This window comes from Streptomyces sp. NPDC002463 (genome assembly GCF_042889835.1).
In the GTDB taxonomy this organism is placed as follows: Bacteria; Actinomycetota; Actinomycetes; order Streptomycetales; family Streptomycetaceae; genus Streptomyces; species Streptomyces nymphaeiformis.
This window is the reverse complement of the sequence record NZ_JBIARL010000042.1, coordinates 1-25,261: the sequence shown is the minus strand read 5'-3', so window position 1 is coordinate 25,261 and position 25,261 is coordinate 1. Positions and strand designations below refer to the sequence as shown.

General features: G+C 72.4%; 23 protein-coding genes. 13 read left to right on the top strand and 10 right to left on the bottom strand.

Annotation, left to right across the window (positions count from 1 at the left end):
- Positions 1 to 32 precede the first annotated feature (32 nt).
- Positions 33 to 629 carry a hypothetical protein gene (locus ACFYX3_RS41095; protein ID WP_389025143.1) on the top strand — a complete coding sequence of 199 codons (597 nt, stop codon included), beginning with the start codon at positions 33 to 35 and terminating at the stop codon, positions 627 to 629.
- A 12-nt stretch (positions 630 to 641) separates the two neighbouring features.
- Here the strand turns inward: ACFYX3_RS41095 and ACFYX3_RS41090 are convergent, their stop codons facing one another.
- From ACFYX3_RS41090 to ACFYX3_RS41075, 4 genes are all read right to left on the bottom strand, one after another.
- The gene (locus ACFYX3_RS41090; protein ID WP_389025141.1) at positions 642 to 1,799 is read right to left on the bottom strand and encodes a hypothetical protein; all 1,158 of its coding nucleotides are present in this window, start codon (positions 1,797 to 1,799) and stop codon (positions 642 to 644) included.
- Between the two features lie 127 nt (positions 1,800 to 1,926).
- Positions 1,927 to 2,709 carry an enoyl-CoA hydratase/isomerase family protein gene (locus ACFYX3_RS41085; RefSeq protein WP_389025139.1) on the bottom strand — a complete coding sequence of 261 codons (783 nt, stop codon included), beginning with the start codon at positions 2,707 to 2,709 and terminating at the stop codon, positions 1,927 to 1,929.
- Entirely contained in the window at positions 2,706 to 3,137 is a 432-nt protein-coding gene (locus ACFYX3_RS41080; RefSeq protein WP_376582411.1) for a Zn-ribbon domain-containing OB-fold protein, read from the bottom strand. Before ACFYX3_RS41080 ends, ACFYX3_RS41085 begins: the two co-directional genes overlap by 4 nt.
- Position 3,138: 1 nt before the next feature.
- Positions 3,139 to 4,281, bottom strand: coding sequence for a lipid-transfer protein (locus ACFYX3_RS41075; RefSeq protein ID WP_389025136.1), 1,143 nt, complete (start codon positions 4,279 to 4,281; stop codon positions 3,139 to 3,141).
- A gap of 87 nt (positions 4,282 to 4,368) precedes the next feature.
- Here ACFYX3_RS41075 and ACFYX3_RS41070 point away from each other — a divergent pair, with 87 nt between their 5' ends.
- Complete coding sequence (locus tag ACFYX3_RS41070) at positions 4,369 to 5,904, top strand: FadD3 family acyl-CoA ligase (protein WP_389025134.1); 1,536 nt, start codon at positions 4,369 to 4,371, stop codon at positions 5,902 to 5,904.
- Between the two features lie 306 nt (positions 5,905 to 6,210).
- On the opposite strand, the gene ACFYX3_RS41065 is transcribed toward ACFYX3_RS41070, so the two are convergent.
- Together ACFYX3_RS41065 and ACFYX3_RS41060 are read right to left on the bottom strand one after the other, a co-directional pair.
- Entirely contained in the window at positions 6,211 to 6,426 is a 216-nt protein-coding gene (locus ACFYX3_RS41065; protein ID WP_389025132.1) for a hypothetical protein, read from the bottom strand.
- A 222-nt stretch (positions 6,427 to 6,648) separates the two neighbouring features.
- Positions 6,649 to 9,732 (bottom strand): BTAD domain-containing putative transcriptional regulator, encoded by a 3,084-nt coding sequence (locus ACFYX3_RS41060; RefSeq protein WP_389025129.1) that lies wholly within the window; start codon positions 9,730 to 9,732, stop codon positions 6,649 to 6,651.
- Positions 9,733 to 9,898: 166 nt separating this feature from the next.
- Here ACFYX3_RS41060 and ACFYX3_RS41055 point away from each other — a divergent pair, with 166 nt between their 5' ends.
- The 8 genes from ACFYX3_RS41055 to ACFYX3_RS41020 all read left to right on the top strand — a co-directional run bounded on the left by ACFYX3_RS41055 (position 9,899) and on the right by ACFYX3_RS41020 (position 20,880).
- On the top strand, positions 9,899 to 11,116 hold the full coding sequence (locus ACFYX3_RS41055) for an amidohydrolase family protein (protein WP_389025127.1): 1,218 nt from the start codon (positions 9,899 to 9,901) through the stop codon (positions 11,114 to 11,116).
- 372 nt (positions 11,117 to 11,488) lie between these two features.
- Entirely contained in the window at positions 11,489 to 12,595 is a 1,107-nt protein-coding gene (locus tag ACFYX3_RS41050) for a hypothetical protein (RefSeq protein ID WP_389025125.1), read from the top strand.
- A 194-nt stretch (positions 12,596 to 12,789) separates the two neighbouring features.
- Positions 12,790 to 13,707, top strand: a complete 918-nt coding sequence (locus ACFYX3_RS41045) for an LLM class F420-dependent oxidoreductase (RefSeq protein ID WP_389025123.1) — start codon at positions 12,790 to 12,792, stop codon at positions 13,705 to 13,707.
- 18 nt (positions 13,708 to 13,725) lie between these two features.
- Positions 13,726 to 14,487, top strand: coding sequence for an SDR family NAD(P)-dependent oxidoreductase (locus ACFYX3_RS41040; protein ID WP_389025122.1), 762 nt, complete (start codon positions 13,726 to 13,728; stop codon positions 14,485 to 14,487).
- 102 nt (positions 14,488 to 14,589) lie between these two features.
- A complete protein-coding gene (locus tag ACFYX3_RS41035; RefSeq protein WP_116160441.1) occupies positions 14,590 to 15,714 on the top strand; it encodes an LLM class flavin-dependent oxidoreductase in 1,125 nt (374 codons plus the stop codon).
- Between the two features lie 139 nt (positions 15,715 to 15,853).
- The gene (locus ACFYX3_RS41030) at positions 15,854 to 17,581 is read left to right on the top strand and encodes an amidohydrolase family protein (protein WP_389025119.1); all 1,728 of its coding nucleotides are present in this window, start codon (positions 15,854 to 15,856) and stop codon (positions 17,579 to 17,581) included.
- Positions 17,578 to 19,047 (top strand): aldehyde dehydrogenase family protein, encoded by a 1,470-nt coding sequence (locus tag ACFYX3_RS41025; protein WP_389025117.1) that lies wholly within the window; start codon positions 17,578 to 17,580, stop codon positions 19,045 to 19,047. The genes ACFYX3_RS41030 and ACFYX3_RS41025 overlap by 4 nt, the downstream gene beginning before the upstream one ends.
- A gap of 261 nt (positions 19,048 to 19,308) precedes the next feature.
- Positions 19,309 to 20,880 carry an APC family permease gene (locus tag ACFYX3_RS41020; protein WP_389025115.1) on the top strand — a complete coding sequence of 524 codons (1,572 nt, stop codon included), beginning with the start codon at positions 19,309 to 19,311 and terminating at the stop codon, positions 20,878 to 20,880.
- A gap of 77 nt (positions 20,881 to 20,957) precedes the next feature.
- Here the strand turns inward: ACFYX3_RS41020 and ACFYX3_RS41015 are convergent, their stop codons facing one another.
- Positions 20,958 to 21,176: a hypothetical protein gene (locus ACFYX3_RS41015; protein WP_389025113.1), complete on the bottom strand. Its 219-nt coding sequence runs from the start codon at positions 21,174 to 21,176 to the stop codon at positions 20,958 to 20,960.
- 37 nt (positions 21,177 to 21,213) lie between these two features.
- The gene (locus ACFYX3_RS41010) at positions 21,214 to 21,672 is read right to left on the bottom strand and encodes a carboxymuconolactone decarboxylase family protein (protein ID WP_389025111.1); all 459 of its coding nucleotides are present in this window, start codon (positions 21,670 to 21,672) and stop codon (positions 21,214 to 21,216) included.
- Between the two features lie 23 nt (positions 21,673 to 21,695).
- On the opposite strand from ACFYX3_RS41010, the gene ACFYX3_RS41005 reads away from it, so the two are divergent.
- Positions 21,696 to 22,169 carry a GNAT family N-acetyltransferase gene (locus ACFYX3_RS41005; protein ID WP_389025109.1) on the top strand — a complete coding sequence of 158 codons (474 nt, stop codon included), beginning with the start codon at positions 21,696 to 21,698 and terminating at the stop codon, positions 22,167 to 22,169.
- Here the strand turns inward: ACFYX3_RS41005 and ACFYX3_RS41000 are convergent.
- Positions 22,135 to 22,602, bottom strand: a complete 468-nt coding sequence (locus ACFYX3_RS41000; RefSeq protein WP_389025107.1) for a carboxymuconolactone decarboxylase family protein — start codon at positions 22,600 to 22,602, stop codon at positions 22,135 to 22,137. The two genes, ACFYX3_RS41005 and ACFYX3_RS41000, sit on opposite strands and share 35 nt — an antisense overlap.
- 132 nt (positions 22,603 to 22,734) lie before the next feature.
- Positions 22,735 to 23,475, bottom strand: coding sequence for a GNAT family N-acetyltransferase (locus tag ACFYX3_RS40995; protein WP_389025105.1), 741 nt, complete (start codon positions 23,473 to 23,475; stop codon positions 22,735 to 22,737).
- A gap of 114 nt (positions 23,476 to 23,589) precedes the next feature.
- Between ACFYX3_RS40995 and ACFYX3_RS40990 the strand changes: the two genes are divergently transcribed.
- Both ACFYX3_RS40990 and ACFYX3_RS40985 read left to right on the top strand, forming a co-directional pair.
- Positions 23,590 to 24,237 (top strand): hypothetical protein, encoded by a 648-nt coding sequence (locus ACFYX3_RS40990; RefSeq protein ID WP_389025103.1) that lies wholly within the window; start codon positions 23,590 to 23,592, stop codon positions 24,235 to 24,237.
- 55 nt (positions 24,238 to 24,292) lie between these two features.
- A complete protein-coding gene (locus tag ACFYX3_RS40985; RefSeq protein ID WP_376582377.1) occupies positions 24,293 to 25,123 on the top strand; it encodes an LLM class F420-dependent oxidoreductase in 831 nt (276 codons plus the stop codon).
- Positions 25,124 to 25,261 lie beyond the last annotated feature (138 nt).

The window sequence follows — 25,261 nt, the reverse complement described above, 5'->3', positions numbered from 1 at the left end:
GCGGACACGACACACAGGGAGGGGTGGCGGCGATGGTACGGACGCGCCTGAAGCTCGCGGCGACGCTCACGGTGGTGGTCCTCGCGCTGACCGGTTTCCACAGCGGCAAGGGCGGCCACGGCGGCGGTGGCGGCAGCGGGAAGAGCAAGAGCGGCAAGAGCCGGAGCCACAAGGGCTCCCACGACGACGACGATTCGGGCGGCGGTTGCTCCAGCGACGAGCAGGGCAACGACGACTACATCAATACGGAGGACTCGGGCGGCTCCACGGCCACCGCCAGCCCGTCCCCCACGTCGGCGAAGGCCGAGGTCGTGGTCGTCGACTGCGTGAAGCCCGCGCAGAAGAAGCGCAAGGGCAGGCCGGCCCGGAAGGCGGACACCACGGCGACCCTGAGGATCAGCTCGCACGACGCGCTGGAGGGCACCTACGAGGTGACCCTGGAGTTCAAGGGCGCCACGGGTTCCGCGGTCGACTCGGTCACGACGACCGTCACGGTCGGGGCCTACGAGGACAAGACCTTCGAGGTCGCGATGAAGAACCCGAAGGTCGTCGACCAGGTGAGGAACTGCTACGTGTACGACGTGGTCGGGAAGGCGAGCGCGTCCGCGAGCGCCTCCCCGACCGGCTGAGCGTCCGGCCCGTCAGTTCCAGCGGATCAGCGTCGTGCGCATTTCGCGCTCCGGGTCCGGCACCGGGGGGTCCACGCTGGTGATCTTCTTCGGCTCGCCGCCGGAGAAGTCCCCGCGGAAGAGGCCGCTGCGGCCGTCCTCACCCCTGGAGAGGAACGCGAAGCTCTTCCCGTCCGGGGAGAGGACCGGCTGGCCGTTGATCCGGTCGTTCTCCGGGACGAGGTTCTCGGTCTTCAGGAGCTTCGTGTAGTCGGCGGAGAACGTCAGCTGCTGGAGGTCGCAGACCAGGGTGGTGGCGTTGCGCCAGAAGGCCGGCTCGCAGAAGACCTTGCTGTTCTCGTCGAGGCCCGTGGTGGCGATCTCGGTCAGGTAGACCCCGGCACCGATGCCCCCGCTCTCGGGGCCGACCTTGCTCAGGCGGACGCCGTAGGTCGTGTTGCCCGTCGCCACGACTCCGCCCGCGGGGACCGCCGCCGCGTCGACGTCGTCCGTGGCGAGCGCCGTCTCCGCCGTGGGGCCGTCCTTCCGCAGGAGGTCCGGGATCTTCCCGAAGGCGGTGTTCTCCTCGGTCTTCAGGCCACCCTTGGGGTCCCGCGAGCCGAGGTCGCCCTGGGCGCCGTCGTCGATGCGCCCCATGTCGTACCAGAGGCGGCCGGTCACCGGGTGGAAGACGGCGCTGCCGTTGTCCAGGCGCTTCGAGAAGGAGTCCGGGTCGGGTGCGCCGACCTCATGGCCGGTGGCCATGTCGAAGGCGGCGGCGCGGTCGCCCTTGACGAGGCCGGCGACCAGGGTGAGGTCCTTGTTGAAGGCCAGGTCGGCGCTGTAGCTGGGGCCGTCCTCGTCGCAGCCGGACGGCTCGGTGGCCGGCGGCAGGGCGGCGCTGCGCTCGCCGGCGAAGGCGCCGTCCTTCGCGGCGAAGGAGCGCAGGACGACCTGGTAGCTCTTGCCTCCGGTGCCGTCCTCGACGGGCTTGCAGAAGGCGACGGTGAGGCTGTCCGGCTGGGCGAGCGACGCGGTCCTCGCACCGCCGTCCTGTCCGGCCTCGCCGCCGGCCCCGCCCTCGGCTCCGGCGCTCCCGGCGACCGTCGTCGGGTCGCTCCCGCCGCCGCAGGCGGCCAGCACGAGTGCGGCTCCGGCCGCGAGTCCGGCCTTGACGATGCGTTGTGCCATCACAGCTCCCCGTTGCGTGTCACAGCGGCCGGGCATGGCCCGTTCCGTCCGTGAACGCGGGGCTGTGCCACCGCTGCTGACGGTGAATCATCAAACGAAGATCCATTAAAACAGACCTTCGCATCTGCTATCGGAGCCGGTGGCCTGCGCTCGTTCGTGTTCTCCTTCGGGTGAACAGCTCCGCCTGCCGTTCCGGCGGCAGGTTCCCGAGCGCCACCAGGTGAGGGGCGTGGGCGAGGGCCTGGGCGCGGGCGGCCTCGCCGGCGGACCACAGCGCCCGTACCGTCCCCTGGACGGCCTCCGTCGGGTACGAGGCGATGACGGCGGCGGCCTCGCGGGCGGCCTCCAGTGCCCCGCCGGGCTCCGTGATCTCGCCGACGAGCCCCGTCTCGTACGCGCGCCGGGCGGAGATCCGCTCGGCGGTGCCCATGAGCGCCATCCGGGCGAGCTCTCCGTACGGCATCTTCCGTGCCATGTGGATGGTCTCGAAGGCGGAGACCATCCCGTAGGTGGTGTGCGGGTCGAAGAAGGTGGCGCCCTCGCCCGCGATCAGGAACTCCGCCTCGCCGAGCAGGTAGAAGGCCCCGCCGCAGGCCATGCCCTCGACGGCGGCGACGACCGGTTTCCACAGGTCGTTCGCCTTGGGGCCGAGGGCGAGGAGGGGGTCGTCGATCGTGTACGGGGAGGAGGGCTGCGGCACGTCCACGGAGCGGTCGATCCCGGTGCAGAAGGCGCGGCCGCCGGCCCCGGTGACGACGATCGCCCGGACCTCGTCCTCGTACCGGAACCCCCGCCAGACGGCGCCGAGTTCGCGGGCCATGTCGAGGGTGATCGCGTTGTGCTTCTCCGGCCGGTCGAGGGTGACGACGGCGACCCCGGCCTCCTTGTCGCGTTCGACCCGGATGCTCACGGGCGCTCCAGGAGCCAGCGGGGGACGGTGACGCCGTCGACCTCGGTGAAGGCGACCCGTACGGCGGCGCCGATGCGCAGCCGGGCCGGGTCGACCGAGTTCAGGGGCGCGTCCGGGGCGGCGACGACGTTCCCGACGAGGCGGACGCGGGGGGCGTCGGCGAGCTCGACGAGCACCGCGTTGTACGGGGCCTGGGCGGCGTACTCGGGGAGGAGCGGCGGGTGGGGGAGGACATACGACCAGATCCGGCCGCGTCCGGACATGAGCCGCCACTCGCTGTCGAAGGACTGGCAGTGCGGGCAGCAGGGCCGGGGCGGGAAGCGGAGCTCACCGCAGTCGGGGGCGGCGCAGGCCTGGACGCGCAGTTCGCCCTGGGCGGCGTACTCCCAGAAGGGCGCGCCGTCCTCGTCGACGAGAGGTTCGAGCATCTCAACTCCTCAGCAGGATGGCCGATGTGGGGACGCCCTCGCCGGCCGTGACCAGGCAGGTGGCGGCGTCGGGGACCTGGGCGGTGGAGGTGCCGCGGAGCTGCTTCACTCCCTCGTTGATGAGGTTGAAGCCGTGCACGTACGCCTCGGAGAGCCCGCCGCCGCCGGTGTTGAGCGGCAGCCGGCCGCCGATCTCCAGGGCGCCGCCCTCGGTGAAGGCGGCGCCCTCGCCTCGGCCGCAGAAGCCGTAGCCCTCCAGGGAGAGCGGGACGAGCGGGGTGAAGGCGTCGTAGATCTGGGCGACGTCGACGTCGGCCGGGCCGAAGTCGGCGGTCTTCCACAGATGCCGGGCGGCGGTCCAGGCGGGGCCGGAGAGCGGGTCGTCGTTCCAGTAGTTGACCATGCCGTGGTGCTGGGCGGGCAGGCCCTGGGCGGCGGAGTGCACGTAGACGGGCTTCTGCCGGCAGTCGCGGGCGCGTTCGGCGCTCACGATCACGCAGGCGAGCGCCCCGTCGGTCTCCAGGCAGTTGTCGAAGAGGCAGAGGGGTTCGCTGATCCAGCGGGCGGTCATGTACATCTCGCGGGTCAGCGGCCGCTCGTACATGATCGCGGCGGGGTTCTGGTTGGCACGGTTGCGGCAGGCCAGGGCGACGTTGAAGAGGTGGTCGCGGGTGGCGCCGTACTCGTGCATGTAGCGGCGGGCGAGCATGCCGATCTCGTCGGCGGGCCGCAGCAGGCCGAAGGGCCGGGTCCACTGGCCGGGGGTGGGCAGCTGGACGGCGGTGTTGGTCCAGGGCCGGGGGCCGGAGCCCCGCTTGCGCGACCGCCAGGCGACGCCGACGCTCGCCTGTCCGGTGGCGACGGCGGCGGCGAGATGCCCGATGGTGGCGCAGGAGCCTCCCCCTCCGTACCCCACCTTGCTGAAGAAGGTGACGTCACCGGCCCCGATGGCCTTCGCCACCTCGACCTCGTCGGTCTCCTCCATCGTGTACGAGGCGAAGGCGTCGACCTCGGAGGGGGTGATCCCGGCGTCGTCGAGAGCGGCGAGGATCGCCCGGCAGGCGAGGGTCTTCTCGGTCTCGGGGAGCTGTTTCGCGAAGGGTGTCTGTCCTATCCCGACGATGGCCGTGGCGTCCTTGAGCACCGAACCTCCTCATGGGGCAGCACTGCTGACAGCGCGTCAGGCTACAACTAATCTGACGGATAGTCAGCTACGGGAGGTGGGGTCAGGATGGAGCACGGCTCGATACCGGAGTTGGTGCGCTGGGCGGCCGAGCGGTACGGGCCGGGGGAGGCGGTCGTCGAGGGCCGCACCCGCGTCTCGTACGCCGAGCTCGGCGCCCGGGTGGAACGGGCGGCGGCCGCGTGCCTCGCGGCCGGCGTACGGCTCGGGGACCGGGTCGCGATCTGGGCGCCCAACACCCTCGACTGGATCGTCGCCGCGCTCGGCGCGGTGAGTGCGGGCGCCGTCCTCGTCCCGCTCAACACCCGCTTCAAGGGCGCCGAGGCCGCCGACGTCCTCGCCCGCTCCCGGGCCCGGCTGCTCTTCGTCACCGGCACCTTCCTCGGCACCTCGTACGTGGCCTCGCTGCGCCGCGCCGAGACGGGACTCCCGGACCTGCGGCGGGTGGTGGTGTTCAGCGACACGGTGCCGGACGACCCGGCTTACACCACCTGGAAGGCCTTCCTCGCGGAGGGCGACGGGGTGGATCCGGCGCGGGTACGGGCGCGGGCCGACGCCGTCGCCCCCTCGGACCCCTCGGACATCATCTACACCTCGGGCACCACGGGGCGTCCCAAGGGCGCCGTCATCACCCATGAGCAGACCCTGCGCTGCTACGACGTGTGGAGCGAGCTCGCGGGCCTGCGGGAGGGCGACCGCTACCTCATCGTGAACCCCTTCTTCCACACCTTCGGCTACAAGGCCGGGATCGTCGCGTGCCTGCTGCGCGGGGCGGTGATGGTGCCGCAGCCGGTCTTCAACGTGGACACGGTCCTCGCCAACATCGCGGCGGAACGCATCTCGGTCCTGCCCGGCCCGCCGACCCTCCACCAGTCCCTCCTGGACCACCCGGCCCGCACGTCCCACGACCTGTCCACCCTCCGCCTGGTCGTGACGGGCGCGGCGGTGGTCCCGCTGAGGCTGGTCGAACGCCTGCGGTCGGAACTGGGCGTGGGCACGGTCCTCACGGCGTACGGCCTCTCCGAGGCGAGCGGCATCGTCACGATGTGCCGCCGAGGCGACCCGGCCGAGGTCGTCGCGTACACCTCGGGCCGCGCGATCCCCGACACGGAGGTCCGCCTGTCGGAGTCGGGAGAGGTCCTGGTCCGCGGCTTCCACGTCATGCGCGGCTACTTCGAGGACGAGGAGGCGACGGCGGCCGCGATCGACGCGGACGGCTGGCTGCACACGGGCGACGTGGGAGTCCTGGACGCCTCGGGCAACCTCCGCATCACGGACCGGATCAAGGACATGTTCATCGTCGGGGGCTTCAACGCCTACCCGGCCGAGATCGAACAGCTCCTCGGCCTCCACCCCGACATCGCGGACGTCGCCGTCATCGGCATCCCGGACCCCCGCCTCGGCGAGGTCGGCAAGGCCTTCGCGGTCCGCCGCCCGGGCTCGACCCTGACGTCGGACGACGTCATCGCCTGGTCACGCCGCGAGATGGCGAACTACAAGGTCCCGAGGGAGGTCGAGTTCGTGGCGGAGCTGCCGCGGAACGCGAGCGGGAAGGTGGTGAAGGGGGAGCTGCGGGCGCGGTAGGAGTGCGACCCGGGGCTCGTCGGCCTGCGCCACGCCGGGGGAGGTCGTCGACCACGGCTCCGGCGACCGGGTCGTGTGCGAGGCGACGCCCGGCGCCCGAACGAGCGGAGGGGCCGGGCATCTGCCCGGCCCCTCCGTTGTGCGGTGGTCCGATCGCGTTGCGCACGGGCCCTGCCCGGACGGATCCCCCCTGGTTCCGCCGGGTGTCCCCCGGGCCCGTGTGCTCCCCCGTCGACCGGACCTCCCTGGTTGGCCCCGGCGGCTCCCCCGAAGTCGCCGCCGCGGCCGTTCCCCGTCGGGAGTGGCTTAGTTGGCCGGCTCGGACGTGATGTGGATGTTGTCGGTCGAGGCGGTGCCGGTGCCGGCGGTGGGCGCCTCGTCAGCGTTCGCGACGTGGATTCCGATCTTCTCGGCGATCGCGGCGCCGTCCTCGCCATCCGTGATGTGGATGTTCTTGGTGGTCACATCAGTGGTCTCGCCACCGGTGATGTGGATGTTGTTGGGGCTGACCGTGTCACTCACTGTGTGCAACCTCTCGCAGAATCGGGTGAGTCGGTGCTGAAGGGCCCGTCCGGCTGTTCCCCCGTGGACTGCCGGACGGGCTCCTTCTGCAGGGCCGCTCACCCTAGTGCGTCCGAGTGAGGGCTTCCTGGGCGACCCGTCTGCCCCCCGACGCGACGGATCGACTGCTTCAGAGCATGTCGGACAGCGATAAACGAACGATGAACGCCCAGGCCAGGGGGATCAGGCAACCGCCGCCGGGTTGAGCAGTACCCGTACAGCCTCGGCCTCGGGGGAGCCGAGGGAGTCGAAGACCTCCAGCGCGTCGCGCCAGCAGACCTCGGCGCGCCCTGTCTGGCCGATGCCGGTGAGGGCGCGGCCGAGGACGGTCAGGACGTTGCCCCGCCTCCACTCGCCGCCGATGCCGCGCAGGACGGTCAGGGCCAGTTCCGCGTTCGACGCGGCCTGCGCGTAGCGCCCTTCCGTGACCTCGGCTTCGGCGAGCCGGTACAGCGTCATCCCCTCCCAGAGTCGCTGACGGCTGTCGCGGAAGACGGAGAGGGCCTCCCTGAGCCGCTCGGCGGCAGCGCCGAACTGACCGCTCTGCGCCAGGGCCATGCCCAGCGCGTAGCGCCCGTTGGCCCCCTTCAGGGCGTGTCCCAGGGCGTCGTACGTGTCCGTGCCCTGCTGGGCCAGGCGCACCGCGCTGTCCGTGCGTCCTGTGATCAGGTGGATGCGGGAGAGGTTGCACAGCGCGCTCGCCTCGCCGGCCAGGTCCTCGCAGCCGCGGAAGTGCTCGATGGCGCGGGCGAAGTGCTGCTCCGCATCGGTGTGGTTGTTCTGGTAGAACGCCATGACGCCCAGGATGTTCGGCGCCCAGCACAGGGGCAGCGGGTCGTCCACGGAGGTGGCCAGCCGCATGGCGGCGTGGGCCTCCTCGTCGGCCTGGGTGAAGCGGCCCGAGACGTGGTGGCCGTACGCGAGGGTGATCGAGGCCCGGCACTCCGCACGGGAGTCACCCGCCCCGCTCGCCGCCTCCCGCAGCACCGTCGCCACCGCCTCGTACTCCTTCGAGTTCGCCCCCGACTCCGCCAGGTCGAGGCTCGCCCACAGCAGGTCCACCCCCCGCCGCAGCGTCCCCGCCGTCGCGGCCGACTGGCGGACCGTCGCCAGGAGGCAGTTCGCTTCCGCGTAGAGCCAGTCCTGGGCCTCGTGGCGGTCCGTGAAGGTGAGGCCCTCGTAGGACGTGGGTTCCAGGTGGTCCACCAGGCGGTCGCCCGGGCGCTCGATGGCGTAGACGCGGGCCGCCGTCGACAGGTAGAAGTCCAGGAGGCGGGAGAGCGCCGCCTCCTTCTCCGACGGGGGCTGTTCGTCGCGGTCCGCGCACGCACGCGCGTAGAGGCGGACCAGGTCGTGGTACCGGTAGCGGCCGGGGGCCGCCGATTCCACCAGGGACGTGTCGACCAGGGCCTCCAGGAGGTCCTCCGTGTCCCACAGGGGGAGGTCCAGGACCGCTGCCGCCGCGGCGAGGGAGATGTCCGGGCCGTCCGCCAGGCCCAGGAGGCGGAAGGCGCGCGCCTGGGCCGGCTCCAGCTGGCCGTAGCCGAGTTCGAAGGTGGCCTTGACCGCCAGGTCGCCCGCCTGGAGCTCGTCCAGGCGGCGACGCTCGTCCGCCAGCTTCGCCGCCAGGACCGAGACCGTCCACGTCCGGCGCGCCGCCAGGCGGGACGCCGCGATGCGGATCGCCAGGGGGAGGAAGCCGCAGGCCGCCACCACGTCCAGGGCGGCATCCCGTTCGGACTGCACCCGCTCCTCGCCCACGATCCTCGTGAACAGCTGGAGCGCCTCCTCCGGGGACATCACGTCCAGGTCCACCAGGTGCGCGCCCGCCAGGTCGACCATGCGGATGCGGCTCGTGACCAGGGCCGCGCAGCCCGCCGTACCGGGGAGCAGGGGGCGGATCTGCGCCGCGTCCCGCGCGTTGTCCAGGAGCACCAGGACCCGGCGGCCGTCCAGCGTCGAGCGGTACAGCGCCGCCCGGTCGTCCAGCGAGTCCGGGATGGCCGAATCCGGTGTGCCGAGGGCCCGCAGGAAGGAGCCGAGGACCGTCTCGGGCGCGGCGGCGCGGTTGCCCGCGCCCTGGAGGTCCACGTACAGCTGGCCGTCCGGGAAGTGCGGCCGCGCCTCGTGGGCGACGTGCACGGCGAGCGTGGTCTTGCCGACGCCGCCGATGCCCGCGAGCGCCGAGACCGCCATGACGTGCCCCTCGGCGGTGGCGAGCCGGGCGCCCAGTTCCCGTACGAAGGCGGCGCGGCCCGTGAAGTCCGGGACGGTCGCCGGGAGCTGGGCCGGGCGGGCCATGGGCGCGGCGGCGGGCGCCGGCTCCTCCACCGGACGGGCGAGTTCCGCGTCGGCCTGGAGGATGCGCTGCTGGAGCCGGGACAGCTCCGGGGTCGGGTCGACGCCCAGCTCGTCGGCGAGGAGCCGGCGGGTGTCGGCGTAGACCGCGAGCGCCTCCGCCTGCCGTCCGCTGCGGTAGAGCGCCAGCATGAGGAGCTCGCGCAGGCGCTCCCGCAGCGGGTGCGCCGCGGTGAGCGCGGTCAGCTCGGAGACGGCCTCCGCGTGCGCGCCGACCTCCAGGTCGATGTCCAGGCGGGTCTCGAGGAGGGTGAGCCGCCACTCCTCCAGGCGGGTCCGCTGCGTCTCGGCGTACGGACCGGGTACGGAGGCGAGCACCTCGCCGTCCCACAGGTCGAGCGCCTCGGCCAGCCGCGCCCGCGCGGCCGTGCGGTCCCCGGCCGCGCGGAGCTTCTCGGCCTCGGCGGCCAGCTCCTGCGCGGCGGTCACGTCGAGCGCGGCGGCGGGGGTACGGAGCGCGTAGCCGCCGGACTCGCTGACCAGGACCTTCGGGTCGAGGGCCTTGCGGAGCCGGGAGGCGTACGTACGGACCGCGGCGAGCGCCTGGGAGGGCGGTTCCTCGCCCCACAGCGCGTCGATCAGCTCGTGCGCGGTGGCGGTGCGGCCGCCGCGCAGGAGCAGCGCGGCGAGCAGGGCGCGCTGCTGCGGGGAGCCGGTGGGGACGGGTTCGCCGTCGCGCCAGGCGCGGACGGGCCCGAGCACGCCGAAGCGGAACCCGCCGCCGGAGGGCTCCTCCGCGAGGGTCGTCTCCTCGGTGCCGGTCTCGGTGCCGGTCGTGGCCTTGTGCTGCTCACCGCCGGGAGCTGCCGTCCTCCGGCCGTTCCGCTGCGCAGGCACGCCGGGTGCGGCCTTGGCGTCGCTCCCGTCCGGGATCCGTGCCGGAACTCGCGGCCCGTTCTCACGGTCCATCGCTCCCCCTGCCCTTACCGCTGGTTTCGCCCAGGACAGTCTGCCTTGTCCGGAGGGGGTCCGTCAGCATCGGGTCGGCCGTTGTGAAGCCGTTGTGAGGCCGCAACCCGGTCGTTCTGAGCCCCACTAGCTGACGGGTCGTCAGATCGGCGCTACCGTGAAAGGCATGGAGACCTTCCCGAAGATCATCTCGGTGGACGACCACACCGTGGAGCCCCCGCACGTCTGGCGGGACCGGCTCCCGTCCCGGTACCGCGACACCGGACCCCGGATCGTCCGCGCCCCCCTCAGGGAAATGACCTTCCTCGGCGGAAAGTTCGCCCCCGTCATGGGACAGAAGGGGGACGAAGGGCCGATCGGCGACTGGTGGGTGTACGAGGATCTGCACAGGCCCCTCACCCGGCTCGACACCGCCGTCGGCTACGACCGGGACGAGATACGCCTCGAAGTCATCACCTACGAGCAGATGCGGCCCGGCTCCCACTCCGTCCCGGACCGGCTCGCCGACATGGACGTCAACCACGTCCAGTCCGCGCTCTGTTTCCCCACCTTCCCCCGCTTCTGCGGGCAGACCTTCACCGAGGCGAGCGACCGCGAGCTCGGGCTGCTCTGCGTCCGCGCCTACAACGACTGGATGGTCGAGGAGTGGTGCGGGCCCGAGGCGCACGGGCGGCTGATCCCGCTCACCCTCATCCCGCTCTGGGACCCCGGGCTCGCCGCCGCCGAGGTCCGCCGCAACGCCGCGCGCGGCGTCAGGGCCGTCGCCTTCTCCGAGATCCCGCCGCACCTCGGGCTCCCCTCCGTCCACACGGACCACTGGGACCCCTTCTTCCGCGCGTGCGACGAGACCGGCACGGTCATCGCGATGCACATCGGCTCCTCCAGCCGGATGCCCTCGACCTCCGCCGACGCACCGCCGGCCGTCGGCTCCACCATCACCTTCGCGAACTGCTGCTTCTCGATGGTCGACTGGCTGATGAGCGGCAAGTTCGAGCGCTTCCCGAACCTGCGGATCATGTACGCGGAGGGGCAGATCGGCTGGATCCCGTACATCCTGGAGCGCGCCGACGTCGTCTGGGAGGAGAACCGCGCCTGGGGCGGCGTCGCCGACAAGGTCACGCGGCCGCCCTCCGAGCTCTTCGCCGGCCACGTCTTCGGCTGCTTCTTCGACGACGCCTTCGGGCTGCGCAACCTCGACGCGATCGGGGCGGGGAACGTCCTGTACGAGACGGACTACCCGCACTCCGACTCCACCTGGCCCAAGTCGAAGGAGGTCGGCGAGGCCCAGATGGGCCACCTGCCGGCGGACGTCGTCGAGCGGATCGTGCGGGGCAACGCGATCGAGCTGTTGGGGCTGACGCCGGAGGGGCTCTGGCGGGCGTAGTCCCATGACCGCGGCCGGGCTCCTCTCCGGAGGGGCCCGGCCGTTTGTCGCCCGAACGGCCCAACGGGACGGCCCCCTGATGGCGGAGTGTCGTGGACTGCGCACAAATGGTAGTCAAGTGTGCGTTTCTTGCACATCACGAGACAGCCAGTGGATGTCCCCCAGGGGACGTTCACGAACGGAGCCTGTGACATGACCCCCGCCCCCCTCCCGCACATCCATTCCGCGGACGACGACATAGAACCGACCACCACAGAGCCCCGCCCGGGTCCGTCCCGCCAGCCGGTTGTCTCCTCTCCCCCGACCCCGACCCCGACCCCGACTCCGGCGCCGACCCCGCCCCTGGCCTCGACGCCGACGGCACCCCGTGTCGTGTCGACGTCCCCCGCCGCCCCGAAGTACCCCGTCGCGGCGAAGTCCCCCGTCGTGTCGGCGGTCCCGCTCGGGGCGGCGTTCCCGCAGACCGCACCGAAGGCCCCGGTCGGCCCGGATTCTCCGGCGGATCCGGAGGCACAGGCCGTGCCCGAGTCCCCGACCGTGCCCGAGTCCCCGACCGCCTCCGAGCCCCCGCAGCCCCAGCCCGCCGCCGAGACGTCCGCCCACGACGAGACCGGTGAAGAAGCGGTCCACACGCTGCTGCGGACCGCGGCGACCGAGCGGCCGGTGGAGGAGGTCGCCGCGCTGGTGGCCCGCCTCCAGGAGACCGGCGAACTCTCCAGCCCCGCGGACGTGGCCCTCCGCGCCGCGGCCGTCACCCGACCCCTGGGCGAAGTGCGCCAGCTGCTCGCCCTCCTCAACGCCTCCGGCTACGACCTCCACCAGGCCGAGACCACGCTGCGCGCCGCGGCGGTGGGCCGTCCGGTCGAGGACGTGGTGCAGCTCGTCGGCATCCTCGGCGCCGACGGCGGCGACTGGCAGTCCACCACGGGCGGCCAGGGCGAGAGCCGTGAACGCATCGGTGGGGAAGCCCCACCGGCCGCCACCGTCACCGCCCCCAAGCGCGTCCGGAGCGCCCCCAAGGGCCGGAAGTCCCCCCTGGACGCCGCGCTGGCCTCGGGCCCCGGCAGCCACACCGCCTCCTCGCCCGCGCTGCGGTCGGCACTGCGCTGGCCCGCCGCGCTCGCGCTCTTCGCCTGCGGCCTCATCCATCTCCCGACGGACCTCTCGGGTCTGCGCTCGGGCGGCGACGCGCAGGCGCTGTCCGTGGTCGTCACCGTGCTCTGCCTGGCGTGCGCGGTGTGGCTCGCGGCCAGGGACACCCTGATCGCCTGGGCCGCCGCCGCGGGTGTCGCCGTCTTCGTCATCGCGCTCCACGGCGTGGCGGGCGTGCGCACCGTCGACCTTCTGAGCGGCAGCCTCGGCACCGCCTTCGCCTGGGCGAAGGCGGTGGCGCTCCTGAGCGCCGTGGGCATCGTCTGCCTGGCCGCCTCGGCCCTGGTGCGCCACGTGCGGGCGACCGGCGCGGCGGACGGCGCCTGACGCGCCGGAGCACGAAGACCGTTCCCCCGCCCGGGCGGCCCCGCGCCGCCCGGGCGGGGGCGTGTCGTGTTCCCGGAGCGCTCCGGTGCGCCCCCACCCCTTGCCTGATGGATCGTCAGGTACGAGCATGGGCCTGCTCGTAGAAGTGACGATCCGTCAGATGCGGGCCGTGTGCCCGGTACAAGGGGGTTTTCATGGTGGTCTACGGCATGCAGCTGCCGGTCCAGTCGCAGAGCACCCTCTACGCCGAGGCCTGGGAGGCGGCTGCGGGTCCGGCGGATCTGGTCGCCATCGCCCGGGCCGCCGAGGCCCACGGCTTCGACTACCTCGCCAGCTGCGACCACGTCGCCATCCCGCGCCGGCTCGCCGGGCCCATGAGCACCGTCTGGTACGACCCGGTGGCCACGCTCTCCTACCTCGCCGCCGCCACCGAGCGGGTCCGGCTCCTCTCGCACGTCGCCGTCGTCGGCCTGCGCCATCCGCTCGTCACGGCCAAGGCGTACGCGACGCTCGACCACCTCTCCGGCGGCCGCCTGGTCCTCGGGGTCGGCGCCGGGCACGTCCAGGAGGAGTTCGAGGCGCTCGGCGTGGACTTCGAGCGGCGCGGCGCCGTGCTCGACGAGACCGTCGACGCGCTGCGGGCGGCCCTCGGGCCCGAGGAGTACCCGGAGCACGTGGGGGAGCGGTTCGCCTTCAAGGACCTCGGGCAGCTGCCCCGGCCCGCCCAGGAGCGGGTGCCGCTCTGGGTGGGCGGCTCCTCGCCGGCCGCCGTGCGCCGGGCCGCGCTCAAGGGCGACGGCTGGCTTCCGCAGGGCGACCCGCGCGACAGGCTCCCCGCGCAGATCGAGAGGCTGCTGCGACTCCGCACGGAGGCCGGGATCGCTGAGCCGGTCACCGTCGGCGCGATCACCGAGGCGCTGTACGTCGGCACGCCCGGCTGGGAGGTCGGCCGGCGCACCCTGAGCGGCCGGCCGGAGGAGCTCGCCGCCTCCCTGCGCGCTTACGGGGAGATGGGCGTGCACCAGATCCAGGTGCGGTTCCGGTCCCGGAGCCGTACCGAACTCATCGACCAGATCGCGGCCTTCGGCACGGAGGTCGCCCCCCATCTCTAGGAAGCAGGGAGTGCGGACATGGGAAAGCTCGACGGGCGGGTCGTCCTCGTCACCGGGGCGGCGCGCGGGCAGGGCGAGCAGGAGGCGAGGCTGTTCGCCGCCGAGGGCGCGAGGGTGGTGCTCGGGGACGTGCTCGACGAGGCGGGCGAGGCGCTGGCCAAGGAGCTGGGGGAGGGCAGGGCGGCGTACGTCCGTCTGGACGTGACGAGCGAGGACGACTGGGCGGCGGCCGTGACGGCGGCGAAGCGGCGGTTCGGGAAGATCGACGGCCTCGTCAACAACGCGGGCATCCTCCGCTTCAACGAGCTGGTCTCGACGCCGCTCGACGAGTTCCAGGCGATCGTGTCCGTGAACCAGACCGGCTGCTTCCTGGGCATCCGCACGGTCGCGCCCGAGATCGCCGCGGCGGGCGGCGGGACGATCGTCAACACCGCCTCGTACACGGGTCTCACCGGCATGGCCGGGGTCGGCGCGTACGCGGCGAGCAAGCACGCCGTCCTCGGTCTGACCCGGGTCGCGGCGCTCGAGCTGGCCGGGAAGGGGATCCGGGTGAACGCCGTGTGCCCGGGCGCGATCGACACCCCCATGAGCAACCCGGAGGGCGTGGACCCGGCCGCCACGGCCGAGCTCTACCGCAAGCTCGTGCCGCTCGGGCGGATCGGGCGGCCGGACGAGGTGGCGGCCCTGGCGCTCTTCCTGACCGGGGCGGACTCGGCGTACATCACGGGCCAGCCGTTCGTGATCGACGGCGGCTGGCTGGCGGGCGTCAGCCTTTTCTGACGTCCCATCAGGTATTGACGCACCTGCACGGCGGTGCGAGAGTCGGGCACATCGATGAATCTGACGGATCGTCAGAAACATGAAAGAGGGCGGTGAACTTCCTTGGAATTCGGGATCTTCGTACAGGGATACGTCGGCAAGCGTGCCGAGACCGATCCCGAGGCCGAGCACAAGGCGCTCATGGAGGAGACCGAGTACGTCATCCAGGCCGACAAGTCCGGCTTCAAGTACGCCTGGGCCTCCGAGCACCACTTCCTGGAGGAGTACTCGCACCTCTCCGCCAACGACGTCTACCTGGGCTACCTCGCCCACGCGACCGACCGGATCCACCTCGGCTCGGGCATCTTCAACCCCCTCGCGCCCGTCAACCACCCGGTCAAGGTCGCCGAGAAGGTCGCCATGCTCGACCACCTCTCCGGCGGCCGCTTCGAGTTCGGCTCCGGGCGCGGGGCGGGCTCCCACGAGATCCTCGGGTTCATGCCGGGCATCACCGACATGAACCACACGAAGGAGATCTGGGAGGAGACCATCGCCGAGTTCCCCAAGATGTGGCTCCAGGACGAGTACGCCGGCTTCCAGGGCAAGCACTGGTCGCTCCCGCCCCGCAAGGTCCTCCCCAAGCCGTACGGGAAGTCCCACCCCGCCATGTGGTACGCGGCCGGCTCCCCGTCCTCGTACGCCATGGCCGGGAAGATGGGCCTCGGCGTCCTCGGCTTCAGCGTCCAGAAGGTCTCCGACATGGAGTGGGTCGTCGAGTCCTACAAGAACGCGATCAAGGAGGCGAAGGCGGTCGGCGACTTCGTCAACGACAACGTGATGGTGACGTCGACGGCGATCTGCGCGGAGACGCACGAGAAGGCGGTCGAGATCGCGGTCGGCGGCGGACTGAACTACCTCCAGTCCCTCCTCTTCCGCTACCACGACACGTTCCCGCGGCCGGAGGGCATCCCGGAGTGGCCCGAGCTGCTGCCCGAGTACTCCGCGGAGATCATCGAACTCCTCATCGCCGAGGAGCTGATGATCTGCGGCGACCCGAGCGAGGTCCTGGCGCAGTGCAAGCGCTGGGAGCAGGCCGGGGCCGACCAGCTGTCCTTCGGCCTCCCGATCGGGATCTCGTACGAGGACACGATGAACTCGATCAAGCTGATCGGGGAGCACGTGATCCCGGAGATCGACACGGACCCGGTCCACCGGACGACCCGGATGAGGCAGTCGGCGGGGTCCTGAGGCGGGCGCACGACGAAGCGCGGGGCGGTGTCTTCCCGGATCGCCGCCCCGTACCTGCCCCGGCCGGAGGCCGTTCCGCGGCGGCCCCGGTCCGGGGCACACCCACGTCCACGGTCACGCACCACAGAGAGGGACCGGCATGCTCGACCACCTGATCAAGGGCGCCACCGTCGTCGACGGCACCGGCGCCCCCGCCCGCGTCGCCGACGTCGGCATACGGGACGGGCGGATCGTCCTCCCCGAACCGGGGGCGACCGCCCGCACCACCGAGGACGCCACCGGCCTCGTCCTCGCCCCCGGCTTCGTCGACCCGCACACCCACTACGACGCCCAGCTCTTCTGGGACCCGTACGCCACCCCGTCCATGAACCACGGCGTCACCACCGTCGCCGGCGGCAACTGCGGGTTCACCCTCGCTCCGCTGCACCCCGACCGCCCCGAGGACGCCGACTACACGCGCCGCATGATGTCGAAGGTCGAGGGCATGGCCCTCAAGGCCCTCGAAGAAGGAGTGGACTGGAGCTGGTCCTCCTTCGCCGAGTACCTGGACGCCCTCGACGGCCGGATCGCCGTCAACGCCGGCTTCATGGTCGGCCACTGCGCCCTGCGCCGGTACGTGATGGGTGCCGACGCCGTCGGCGGACAGCCCACCCCCGAGCAGCTCGCACAGATGGTGACCCTGCTCAAGGAGGCCATGGACGCCGGAGCCTGGGGGCTCTCCACCACCCAGTCCTCCACGCACTCCGACGGCGACGGCGCCCCCGTCGCCTCCCGGCACGCCGGCCCCGCCGAGCTGATCGCCCTCTCCCGGGCCGTCGGCGAGCACGAGGGGACCCAGATCGAGGCGATCCTCGCCGGCTGCCTCGACCAGTTCTCCGACGACGAGATCGACCTGTTCGTCGAGATGACCGCCGCCGCGGGCCGTCCCCTCAACTGGAACGTCCTCACCATCGACGCCGCCGTCCCCGAGCGCGTCCCGCGCCAGCTCGCCGCCTCCGAGCGGGCCCGGAAGTCCGGCGGCCGGATCGTCGCGCTCACGATGCCGATCCTCACCCCCATGAACATGTCCCTCGGCACCTTCTGCGCGCTCAACCTCATCCCGGGCTGGGGCGAGGTCCTCGGCCTGCCCGTCCCCGAGCGGATCGCGAAGCTCCGCGACCCCGGCGTACGGGCGGAGATGCTGCGGCGCGCGGACTCCAGGGAGGCCGGGGTCTTCCGGCGGCTCGCGCACTTCGGCCGGTACGTCATCGGCGACACGTACAGCAGGGAGAACGAGGGCCTCACCGGCCGCGTCGTCGGCGACATCGCCGCCGAGCGCGGCCAGGACCCCTTCCAGGCCCTCGTCGAGATCTGCGCCAACGACGACCTGAGGACCGTCCTGTGGCCGATGCCCAGCGACAACGACCCGGCATCCTGGGCCCTGCGCGCCGGGACCTGGCAGCACGAGGACGTCCTGCTCGGCGGGTCGGACGCGGGCGCGCACCTGGACCGGATGTGCGGAGCCCCGTACACGACCCGCTTCCTCGGCGACTGCCTGCGCGGCCGGAAGCTGGTCCCCCTGGAGCGGGCGGTGAAGATGCTGAGCGACGACCCGGCCCGGCTCTTCGGGCTCCGGGAGCGCGGCCGGATCGCGGAGGGCTTCCACGCCGACCTGGTCCTCTTCGACCCGGAGCGGATCGACGCGGGCCCGGCGACCCTCGTGCACGACCTGCCGGGGGACAGCCCGCGCCTGGACTCGCGCGCGGTCGGGATCGTGTCGGTGCGGGTCAACGGCGTGGAGACGGTACGGGACGACGAGGTGACCGGCGCGATCCCGGGGCGCGTCCTGCGCTCGGGCCGTGACACGAGGACGGTGAGCACGCAGTGACGACTCGGAGCACGAAGACGGAGAAGCTCTTCATCGGCGGGCAGTGGGTCGAGCCCGACGGCGGGCACTACGAGGTCGTCGACCCGGCCTCCGAGGAGGTCGTCGGGCTCGCGCCCGAGGCCTCCCGGGCGCAGGTGTACGAGGCGGCGGCCGCCGCCCGCGAAGCCTTCGCGACCTGGTCCCGCACGAAGCCGGAGGAGCGGGCGGCGATCCTCGACCGGGCCGCGGACCTGATGGCCCGGGACGCCGAGGCGAACACGCTCCTCGCCCGCGCCGAGACCGGCGCCACCACCGGCACCGCGCGCGGGATGCAGGTCGCGGTCGGCGCCTCCCGTTTCCGCCGGTACGCGCGCGGGGCGATGGAACCGGTCGAGCAGGCACTGCCCCCGCAGATCAACGAGGCCGGCCCGATGGGGAAGGCCGGGGTGTTCGGCGCGGTGGCGGTGCGGCGCCCGGTCGGCGTCGTCACCTGCATCACCTCGTACAACAACCCCTGGGCCAACCCGGCGGGCAAGATCGCCCCGGCGCTCGCGATGGGCAACACGGTCGTGGTGAAGCCCGCCCCGCAGGACCCGCTCTCCGTGTACGCGATGACCCGGGCCCTGGAGGAGGCCGGGGTCCCGGCGGGCGTGGTGAACGTCGTCACGGGCTCCGCGCAGGCGGTCGGCGAGGCGGCCGTCGACTCCCCGGACGTCGACATGGTCTCCTTCACCGGCTCCACGGCCGTCGGGCAGGCGATCGGCGAGGTCTGCGGCCGCTCGCTCAAGCGGCAGCTGATGGAGCTGGGCGGGAAGGGCGCCGCGCTCGTCTTCGACGACGCCGACCTGGACTCGGCGGTGATGGGGATCGGCACGACCTTCGCCTTCTACAGCGGCCAGATCTGCACCGCTCCCACCCGGGTCCTCGCCCAGCGCGGGATCCACGACCGTCTGATCGAGAAGCTGACCGGCTACCTGGCCTTCATGAAGGTGGGGGACCCGGCGGAGAAGGGGACGGTCGTCGGCCCGGTGATCTCGGCGGCCCACCGCGACCGGGTGGAGTCGTACATCGACCTGGGCAGGAAGCAAGGGGCCCGGGTGGTCGCGGGCGGTGAGCGTCCGGACTTCGCGAAGGGCTTCTACGTGGCCCCGACGCTGCTCGCCGACTGCACCAACGAGATGCGGGTGGTGCGCGAGGAGATCTTCGGCCCGGTCGTCGTGGTCGTCCCCTTCGACGACGAGGAGGAGGGGATCGCGCTCGCGAACGACAGCGACTACGGCCTGATCGACTACGTGTGGTCGGGCGACGTGGCCCGCGCCTTCCGCGTCGCGGCCCGGCTGCGGGCCGGCGGGGTGGGCGTGAACACGATCGGCCGGAACATGGAGGCGCCGTTCGGCGGCTTCAAGAAGAGCGGTGTCGGACGGGACGTGGGCTCGTACGCGCTGCACGCGTACAGCGAGCTCCAGGCGGTCGTCTGGCCGGGGTGACGGCCGGGGGACGACCGGGGTGAGAACCGTCTCGAAAATTTCATGGGAAATTTTCAAACCGGACATTCAGGACACTGCTGCGGTTCCCGCATATCGGACACTCGCCACCGGACCTGTCGGTTGACCGACCCGTCCGGTTGGTCGATCTTTCAATCAATGGTGAGTGTCCGGTTCGACCCGCGCAATACAAGGCGATGATCGATCAAATGAGCGGAGTCCGATCCTCCGGATATGGAAACCGCAGCATTTAACGTCGAGTTCATGACTCAGGTGGACGTACGGCCGCAGGCCGGAGACACGGCAAGGGGCAACGGCGCCCCGGACGACACCTCCGGTGTGCGCGGCAAGGGCCTCGGCGGCAACTCCGTGGGCCTCCTCGGCAGCGCCGTCATCGGCATCTCGACCGTCGCCCCCGTCTACTGCCTGACCTCCACGCTCGGCTCCACCGCCGGCGAGGTCGGCCTGCAGATGCCCGCCGTCTTCCTCGCGGGCTTCCTGCCGATGCTGCTCGTCGCGTTCGCGTACCGCGAGCTCAACAAGCGCATGCCCGACTGCGGCACCTCCTTCACCTGGACCGTGAAGGCCTTCGGCCCCAAGGTCGGCTGGATGTGCGGCTGGGGCCTCGTCATCGCGACGATCATCGTGCTGTCCAACCTGGCCGGCGTCGCGACCTCGTACTTCTGGCTGCTCGCCGGGGAGATCAGCGGCAACCCCTCGATCGCCGCCCTGGACGACAACAAGGCCGTCCACATCCTCACCTGCCTCACCCTGATCGCCGCCGCGACCGCGATCAGCTACCGCGGCATGACCGCCACCAAGGGCGTGCAGTACACCCTCGTCGGCCTCCAGCTGGCCGTCCTCGCGGTCTTCGTCGTCATGGCCTTCTCGAAGGCCGGCTCGGTCGACTTCCCGACCGGGGCGAGCTTCTCCTGGTCCTGGCTGAACCCGTTCTCCGTCGGCTCCTTCGCGGCCTTCACCGCCGGCCTCTCGCTGTCGATCTTCATGTACTGGGGCTGGGACACCTGCCTCACGGCCAACGAGGAGACCACCGACAGCGACAAGACCCCGGGCCGCGCCGCGCTCATCTCGATGGTCGTCCTGGTCGGCTCCTACCTGGCCACCGGCGTCGCCGCCCAGATGGTCGTCGGCTCCGGCGACAAGGGCCTCGGCCTCGCCAACCCGGAGACCTCCGACAACGTCTTCGCCGCCCTCGCGGGCCCCGTCATGGGCCCCGTCCTCGGCATCGCGCTCTTCGTCGCCGTCCTCGCCTCCGCCGCCGCGAGCCTGCAGACCACCTTCATCCCGGTCGCCCGCACGGTCCTCGCCATGTCCAGCTACGAGGCGCTGCCGCCGTCCTTCGCCCGGGTCCACCCCGTCTTCAAGGTCCCCGGCAAGGCCACGATCGTGGCAGGCGTCGCCACCGGCGTCTTCTACACCGTGATGACCCTGGTCAGCGAGAACGTCCTGGTCGACACCATCTACGCGCTCGGCCTCATGATCTGCTTCTACTACGCGCTGACCGCCTTCGCCTGCGTCTGGTTCTTCCGCGCCGAGCTCTTCACCTCCGTCCGCGACCTCGCCTTCAAGGGCGTGATCCCGTTCCTCGGCGGCCTGATGCTCACCGCCGTCTTCGGCAAGACGCTCTACGACATGTGGGACCCGGCGTACGGCTCCGGCTCCGCGGTCCTCGGCGTCGGCTCGGTCTTCGTGATCGGCGTCGGGCTGCTGCTCCTCGGCGTGGTGATCATGCTGGTCATGCAGCGCCGGAGCCCCGCGTTCTTCCGCGGCGAGGTCCTGACGAAGGAGACCCCGTCGATGGTGATCGCCGACTGACGCCCTGCCGGGGCGTCCGAGAAACGCGAAGGTGGCGGCCCGTGGGGGGTCCGCCACCTTCGTCTTTTTCGTACCTGTCAGTGATGCCCGGGCAGCAGCCGCTCCACCGCCGCGTTGGCGGGCGGCAGGTTCGGCGTGCCGGCGGGCTTCGCCTTGGGGGTCAGGACGCCGCTGAGCGGGACGACCGAGGGAAGGTTCATGCCGCCGGTGTCGGCGGACGCGGTCCCGGCGGCCGCGCCGGCGGCACCGGCGGCGGCGAAGACGGTCAGGGCGGCTGCGGTGAGGATCCTCTTCATGCCCGCACCAACGCGGACGGCAGGGGTCCGGTTACGACTACCAGGTCCCGCCGGCCGGCTGCCGGGTCGTCGCGTTGAGCCGGTTGAAGAGGTTGCTGACGCCGATCCACAGCACGATCTGGGCCAGCTGCTTCTCGTCGTAGTGCCGGGCCGCCTCGTCCCACACCTCGTCCGGCACGGCGTCCGGGCGGTCCGCGAGCCGGGTCGCGTACTCGGCGAGGGCCAGCGCCGCGCGCTCCGCCTCCGTGAAGTACGGCGTCTCCCGCCAGGCCGCGACGGCGTGCAGCCGCTCGTCCGTCTCGCCCTCCTTCTGCGCCATGAGGGCCCCGCCGACCACGCAGTACCCGCAGCCGTTGATCTGGCTCACCCGGAGGTGGACCAGGCCCAGGGTGGTGCCGGGCACGTCGCCGCCCGACTGGACGGCCTTGATCAGCTGGAAGATCGCCGGACCGGCGTCGGGCAGGACGGTGGCGGGGTTGGGCATGCGTGCGGACACGGAGGGCTCCTTAGGATGCGTACATGTACGGGGAAACGAACTGGGCGCTGCGGCCCGGCCGCGCGGAGGACGTCGAGCCGATCGCCGAGCTGCGGGCCGAGGTCATGCGCGAGGACCTGGTGCGCCTCGGCCGCTACGACGAGCACCGGGTGCGCCAGCGACTCCGGGACGGCTTCTCGCCGGAGCACACCTCGGTGATCGAGGTGGACGGCGCCCTCGCCGGGTGCGTCACGGTGCGCCCGTACGAGGAGGGCGAAGGGCTCTGGCTGGAGCACTTCTACCTGGCCCCCTCGACCCGGGGCCGGGGCCTCGGGACGGCGGTGCTGCGCGGCCTGCTCGACCGGGCCGACGCGGCGGGCGTACCCGTCCGGCTCGTGGTCCTGCAGGGAAGCGCGGCCCGCCGTCTCTACGAGAGGGAGGGGTTCGGGCTCGAGTCCGAGGACCCGGTGGACGTGCTGATGGTCAGAACCCCACGCCGGCCGGCTGCCGCACGGTGACGTTGATCCGGTTGAACAGGTTGGTGACGGCGACCATCAGCACGATCGCGGCGAGCTGCTTCTCGTCGAAGTGGTCGGCGGCCTCGTCCCACACCTCGTCCGGCACGGCGTCCGAGACGTCGGCGAGCCGGGTCGCCGCCTCCGCGAGGGCGAGGGCCGCGCGCTCCTCGTCGGAGAAGTACGGCGCCTCGCGCCAGGCGGCGACGGCGAACAGCTTCTCGTCGCTGACGCCGTTCTTCCTGGCGCTCTTGGCGCCGTAGTCGACGCAGAAGCCGCAGCTGTTGATCTGGCTGGCCCGCAGGTGCACCAGCTCGAGGATCGACTCGTCGACGCCGCCCCGACGGGTGGCCTTGACCAGGTTCTGGATCGCCGGAGCGGCGTCGGCCAGGAGGTAGGCGGGGTTCGTCATGCGGGCCTGGGGCGTGTGCGCCATGGTGACTGCTCCTCGGTTCGGTTCGCTTCGTGCGTCGCTTTCACTGCACTGACGGAGCGCGCGCCGAGGATGTGACACGGCCGGAGAAGTTTTTCGAGATTTTCTTCCGGACCCGGGACCGAGCAGCTGCGATCAGGCCTCCGCGATGAGGGCGGTCGCGACGGTGCGGAAGCCGAGCCGGCCGTAGAGGCGGGCCACGTCCGCGTCCGAGGCCGTGAGGAACACGAGCTCCGTGCCGTGGGCGCGGGCGTCCGCGACGAGGGCGGCCGTGACCGCGAGCCCGAGGCCCCTGCGCCGCGCCGCCGGGACGGTGCCGACGCCGACGACCTCGGAGACGGCCCCGACGGGCTGGTGCTGGCCGGCCGCGAGGACGTCCCCCGAGCCGTCGAGGGCTGCCGCGAGCCGGGTCCAGCCCGCCGTGATCCGGTCGGCGACCCGCGTGGTGGTGCCGGGCTGCGGCTCCGCCTCGAAGGCGGCGTACGGGGCGGCGACGGCGCCCTCCAGGGCCGGGTCGTCGGCGCCCACCATCCGTACGGTGAAGCCCTCGGGCTCCGGTACGGCGAGCGGCGCGCCCTCCAGGACCATCAGCGGGTGCTCGTGCACGGTGAGCCCGGTCGCCTCCACGGCGGCCCGCAGCCCCGGCGTCGTCTCGGCGACCCACTCGAAGGCCTCGGGCACGCCCAGCTCCCGCTGCCGGGCCCGCACCTTCTCCACGTCCCCGGCGGACACCTCGCCCTCGTGCCCGAGCGCCGGGCGGGCGTAGTACGGCCAGCCCTGTCCCTCCTGCACGAAGAGGGTCAGCGGCCCGAAGTCCTCGGCGCGGGCGGAGGAACGGGGGACGGAGTCGTAGTACGTCTCGATTCGTTTCAGCACCCGGACACGGTAGGGGGCGGTGCGGGAAGCCGCAGGCGGTTTTCCAACGGGCCGGCAGGAACCGGGCGGTGGCGTCTCCCGTCCCACAGCGCGACCGTGGAAGAAGGGGGAGCCATGAGCCGCACGACGTACACCTGCCCGGGCTGCGACCGCGACGACCGGGTGCAGGCCGTGCCCGCCGTGTACCTCGCGGGCCGGGACGCGGTCACCAGCCGGGAGCGGAACCGCGACGGGGACATGCGGACCGTGACGCGGACGGTGACGACCGGACTCTCGGACGCGCTCGCGCCGGTGCCGGAGTCGCCGACGCACGCGATCGGCTGCGTCGGCATCGTCGCCGGGTTCGTCTGCGTCGGCACCTTCCTCGTCGGGGTCCTCGCGGGCAAGTGGTTCAGGGACGACCCCGAGCCCGTGCCGGACTTCACGCAGTTCGGGCCGCCGCCGTCGCCTCATCTCGGCCCTGACCTGGGGTTCCTGGGCTGGATCTCGACCCTCGCCCTGGTCGTCACCGTCCTGGTCGTCGTCGAGCTGCGGCGACGCAAGGCCGCCTTCGCCCGCCTGACGCGCGGACGGCACCGCGCGGAGGAACTCTGGTCGCACGGCTGGTACTGCCACCGCTGCGGCACGGTCCACTTCGAGGGCGTCCCCGGCGAGGACCGGACCCCGCTCACGCTCCAGCGCTTCCGGGAGAGGGTCTGGGAGCACGGCGGGTACGGGGACCTGGCGGCGGTGCAGCGGGCGGTGGACCCGGCGCGTTCCTGACGACCGGCCCCTCGTACCCCTCGGAATTCCGCGCCGCACCCCCTACCGTGCGGCTATGCGGATCTCGACCACGATCTTCCTGACCGACGAGACCATCAGCCCGGTGCGGCTCGCGCGCGAGCTGGAGCAGCGCGGCTTCGCGGGGCTCTACCTCCCCGAGCACACCCACATCCCCGTCTCCCGTGACACGCCCTACCCGGCGGGCGGGGAGCTGCCCCGGGAGTACGCCCGGACGCTCGACCCGTTCGTGGCCCTGGGGCAGGCCGCGGCGGTCACCGAGACGCTCGGCCTCGGCACGGGCATCACCCTGATCACCCAGCACGATCCGATCGGGCTGGCGAAGCAGGTCGCCACGCTCGACCACCTCTCCGGGGGCCGGTTCACGCTGGGCGTCGGCTTCGGCTGGAACCGGGAGGAGGCCGCGGACCACGGCGTCGACTGGTCCACCCGCCGGGAGCTCGGCCGCGAACGCCTGGACCTGATGCGGGCCCTGTGGGCGCCCGAACCGACGGCGTACGCGGGGGAGTCCGGGGTCTCGGTACGCGCCTCGGAGGTCTGGCCCAAGCCGGCGGGCGGTGCGCCGCGCATCCTCCTGGGCGGGGCGGCGGGCCCGAAGCTGTTCGCGCAGATCGCGGCGCAGACGGACGGCTGGATGCCGATCGGCGGCCGCGGCCTGACGGAGTCCCTCCCGGTCCTCCGCGAGGCCTGGGAGAAGGCGGGCCGCACCCCCGAGACCCTCCAACTGGTCCCGTACGCGGTCCTCCCGAACCCGGGCAAGCTGGCCCACTACGAGGAACTGGGCTGCGAGGAGGTGGTCCTCCAGCTGCCACCGGGGGACGAGGCGGAGGTCCTGGGCGTGCTGGACGCGTACGCGCGGTACCTCTGAGGCCTCCGTGGGGGCGATCGTCCCGCCCTGCGGGGCGATCGCCCCCCCCGGGAGCCGGGGCCCCGCCCCCCCGGATGCTCCGGTGATGACCGCACCCCCCGCCCGACCACCCCCCCCCCACCCCCAGCGCCCCCCCCC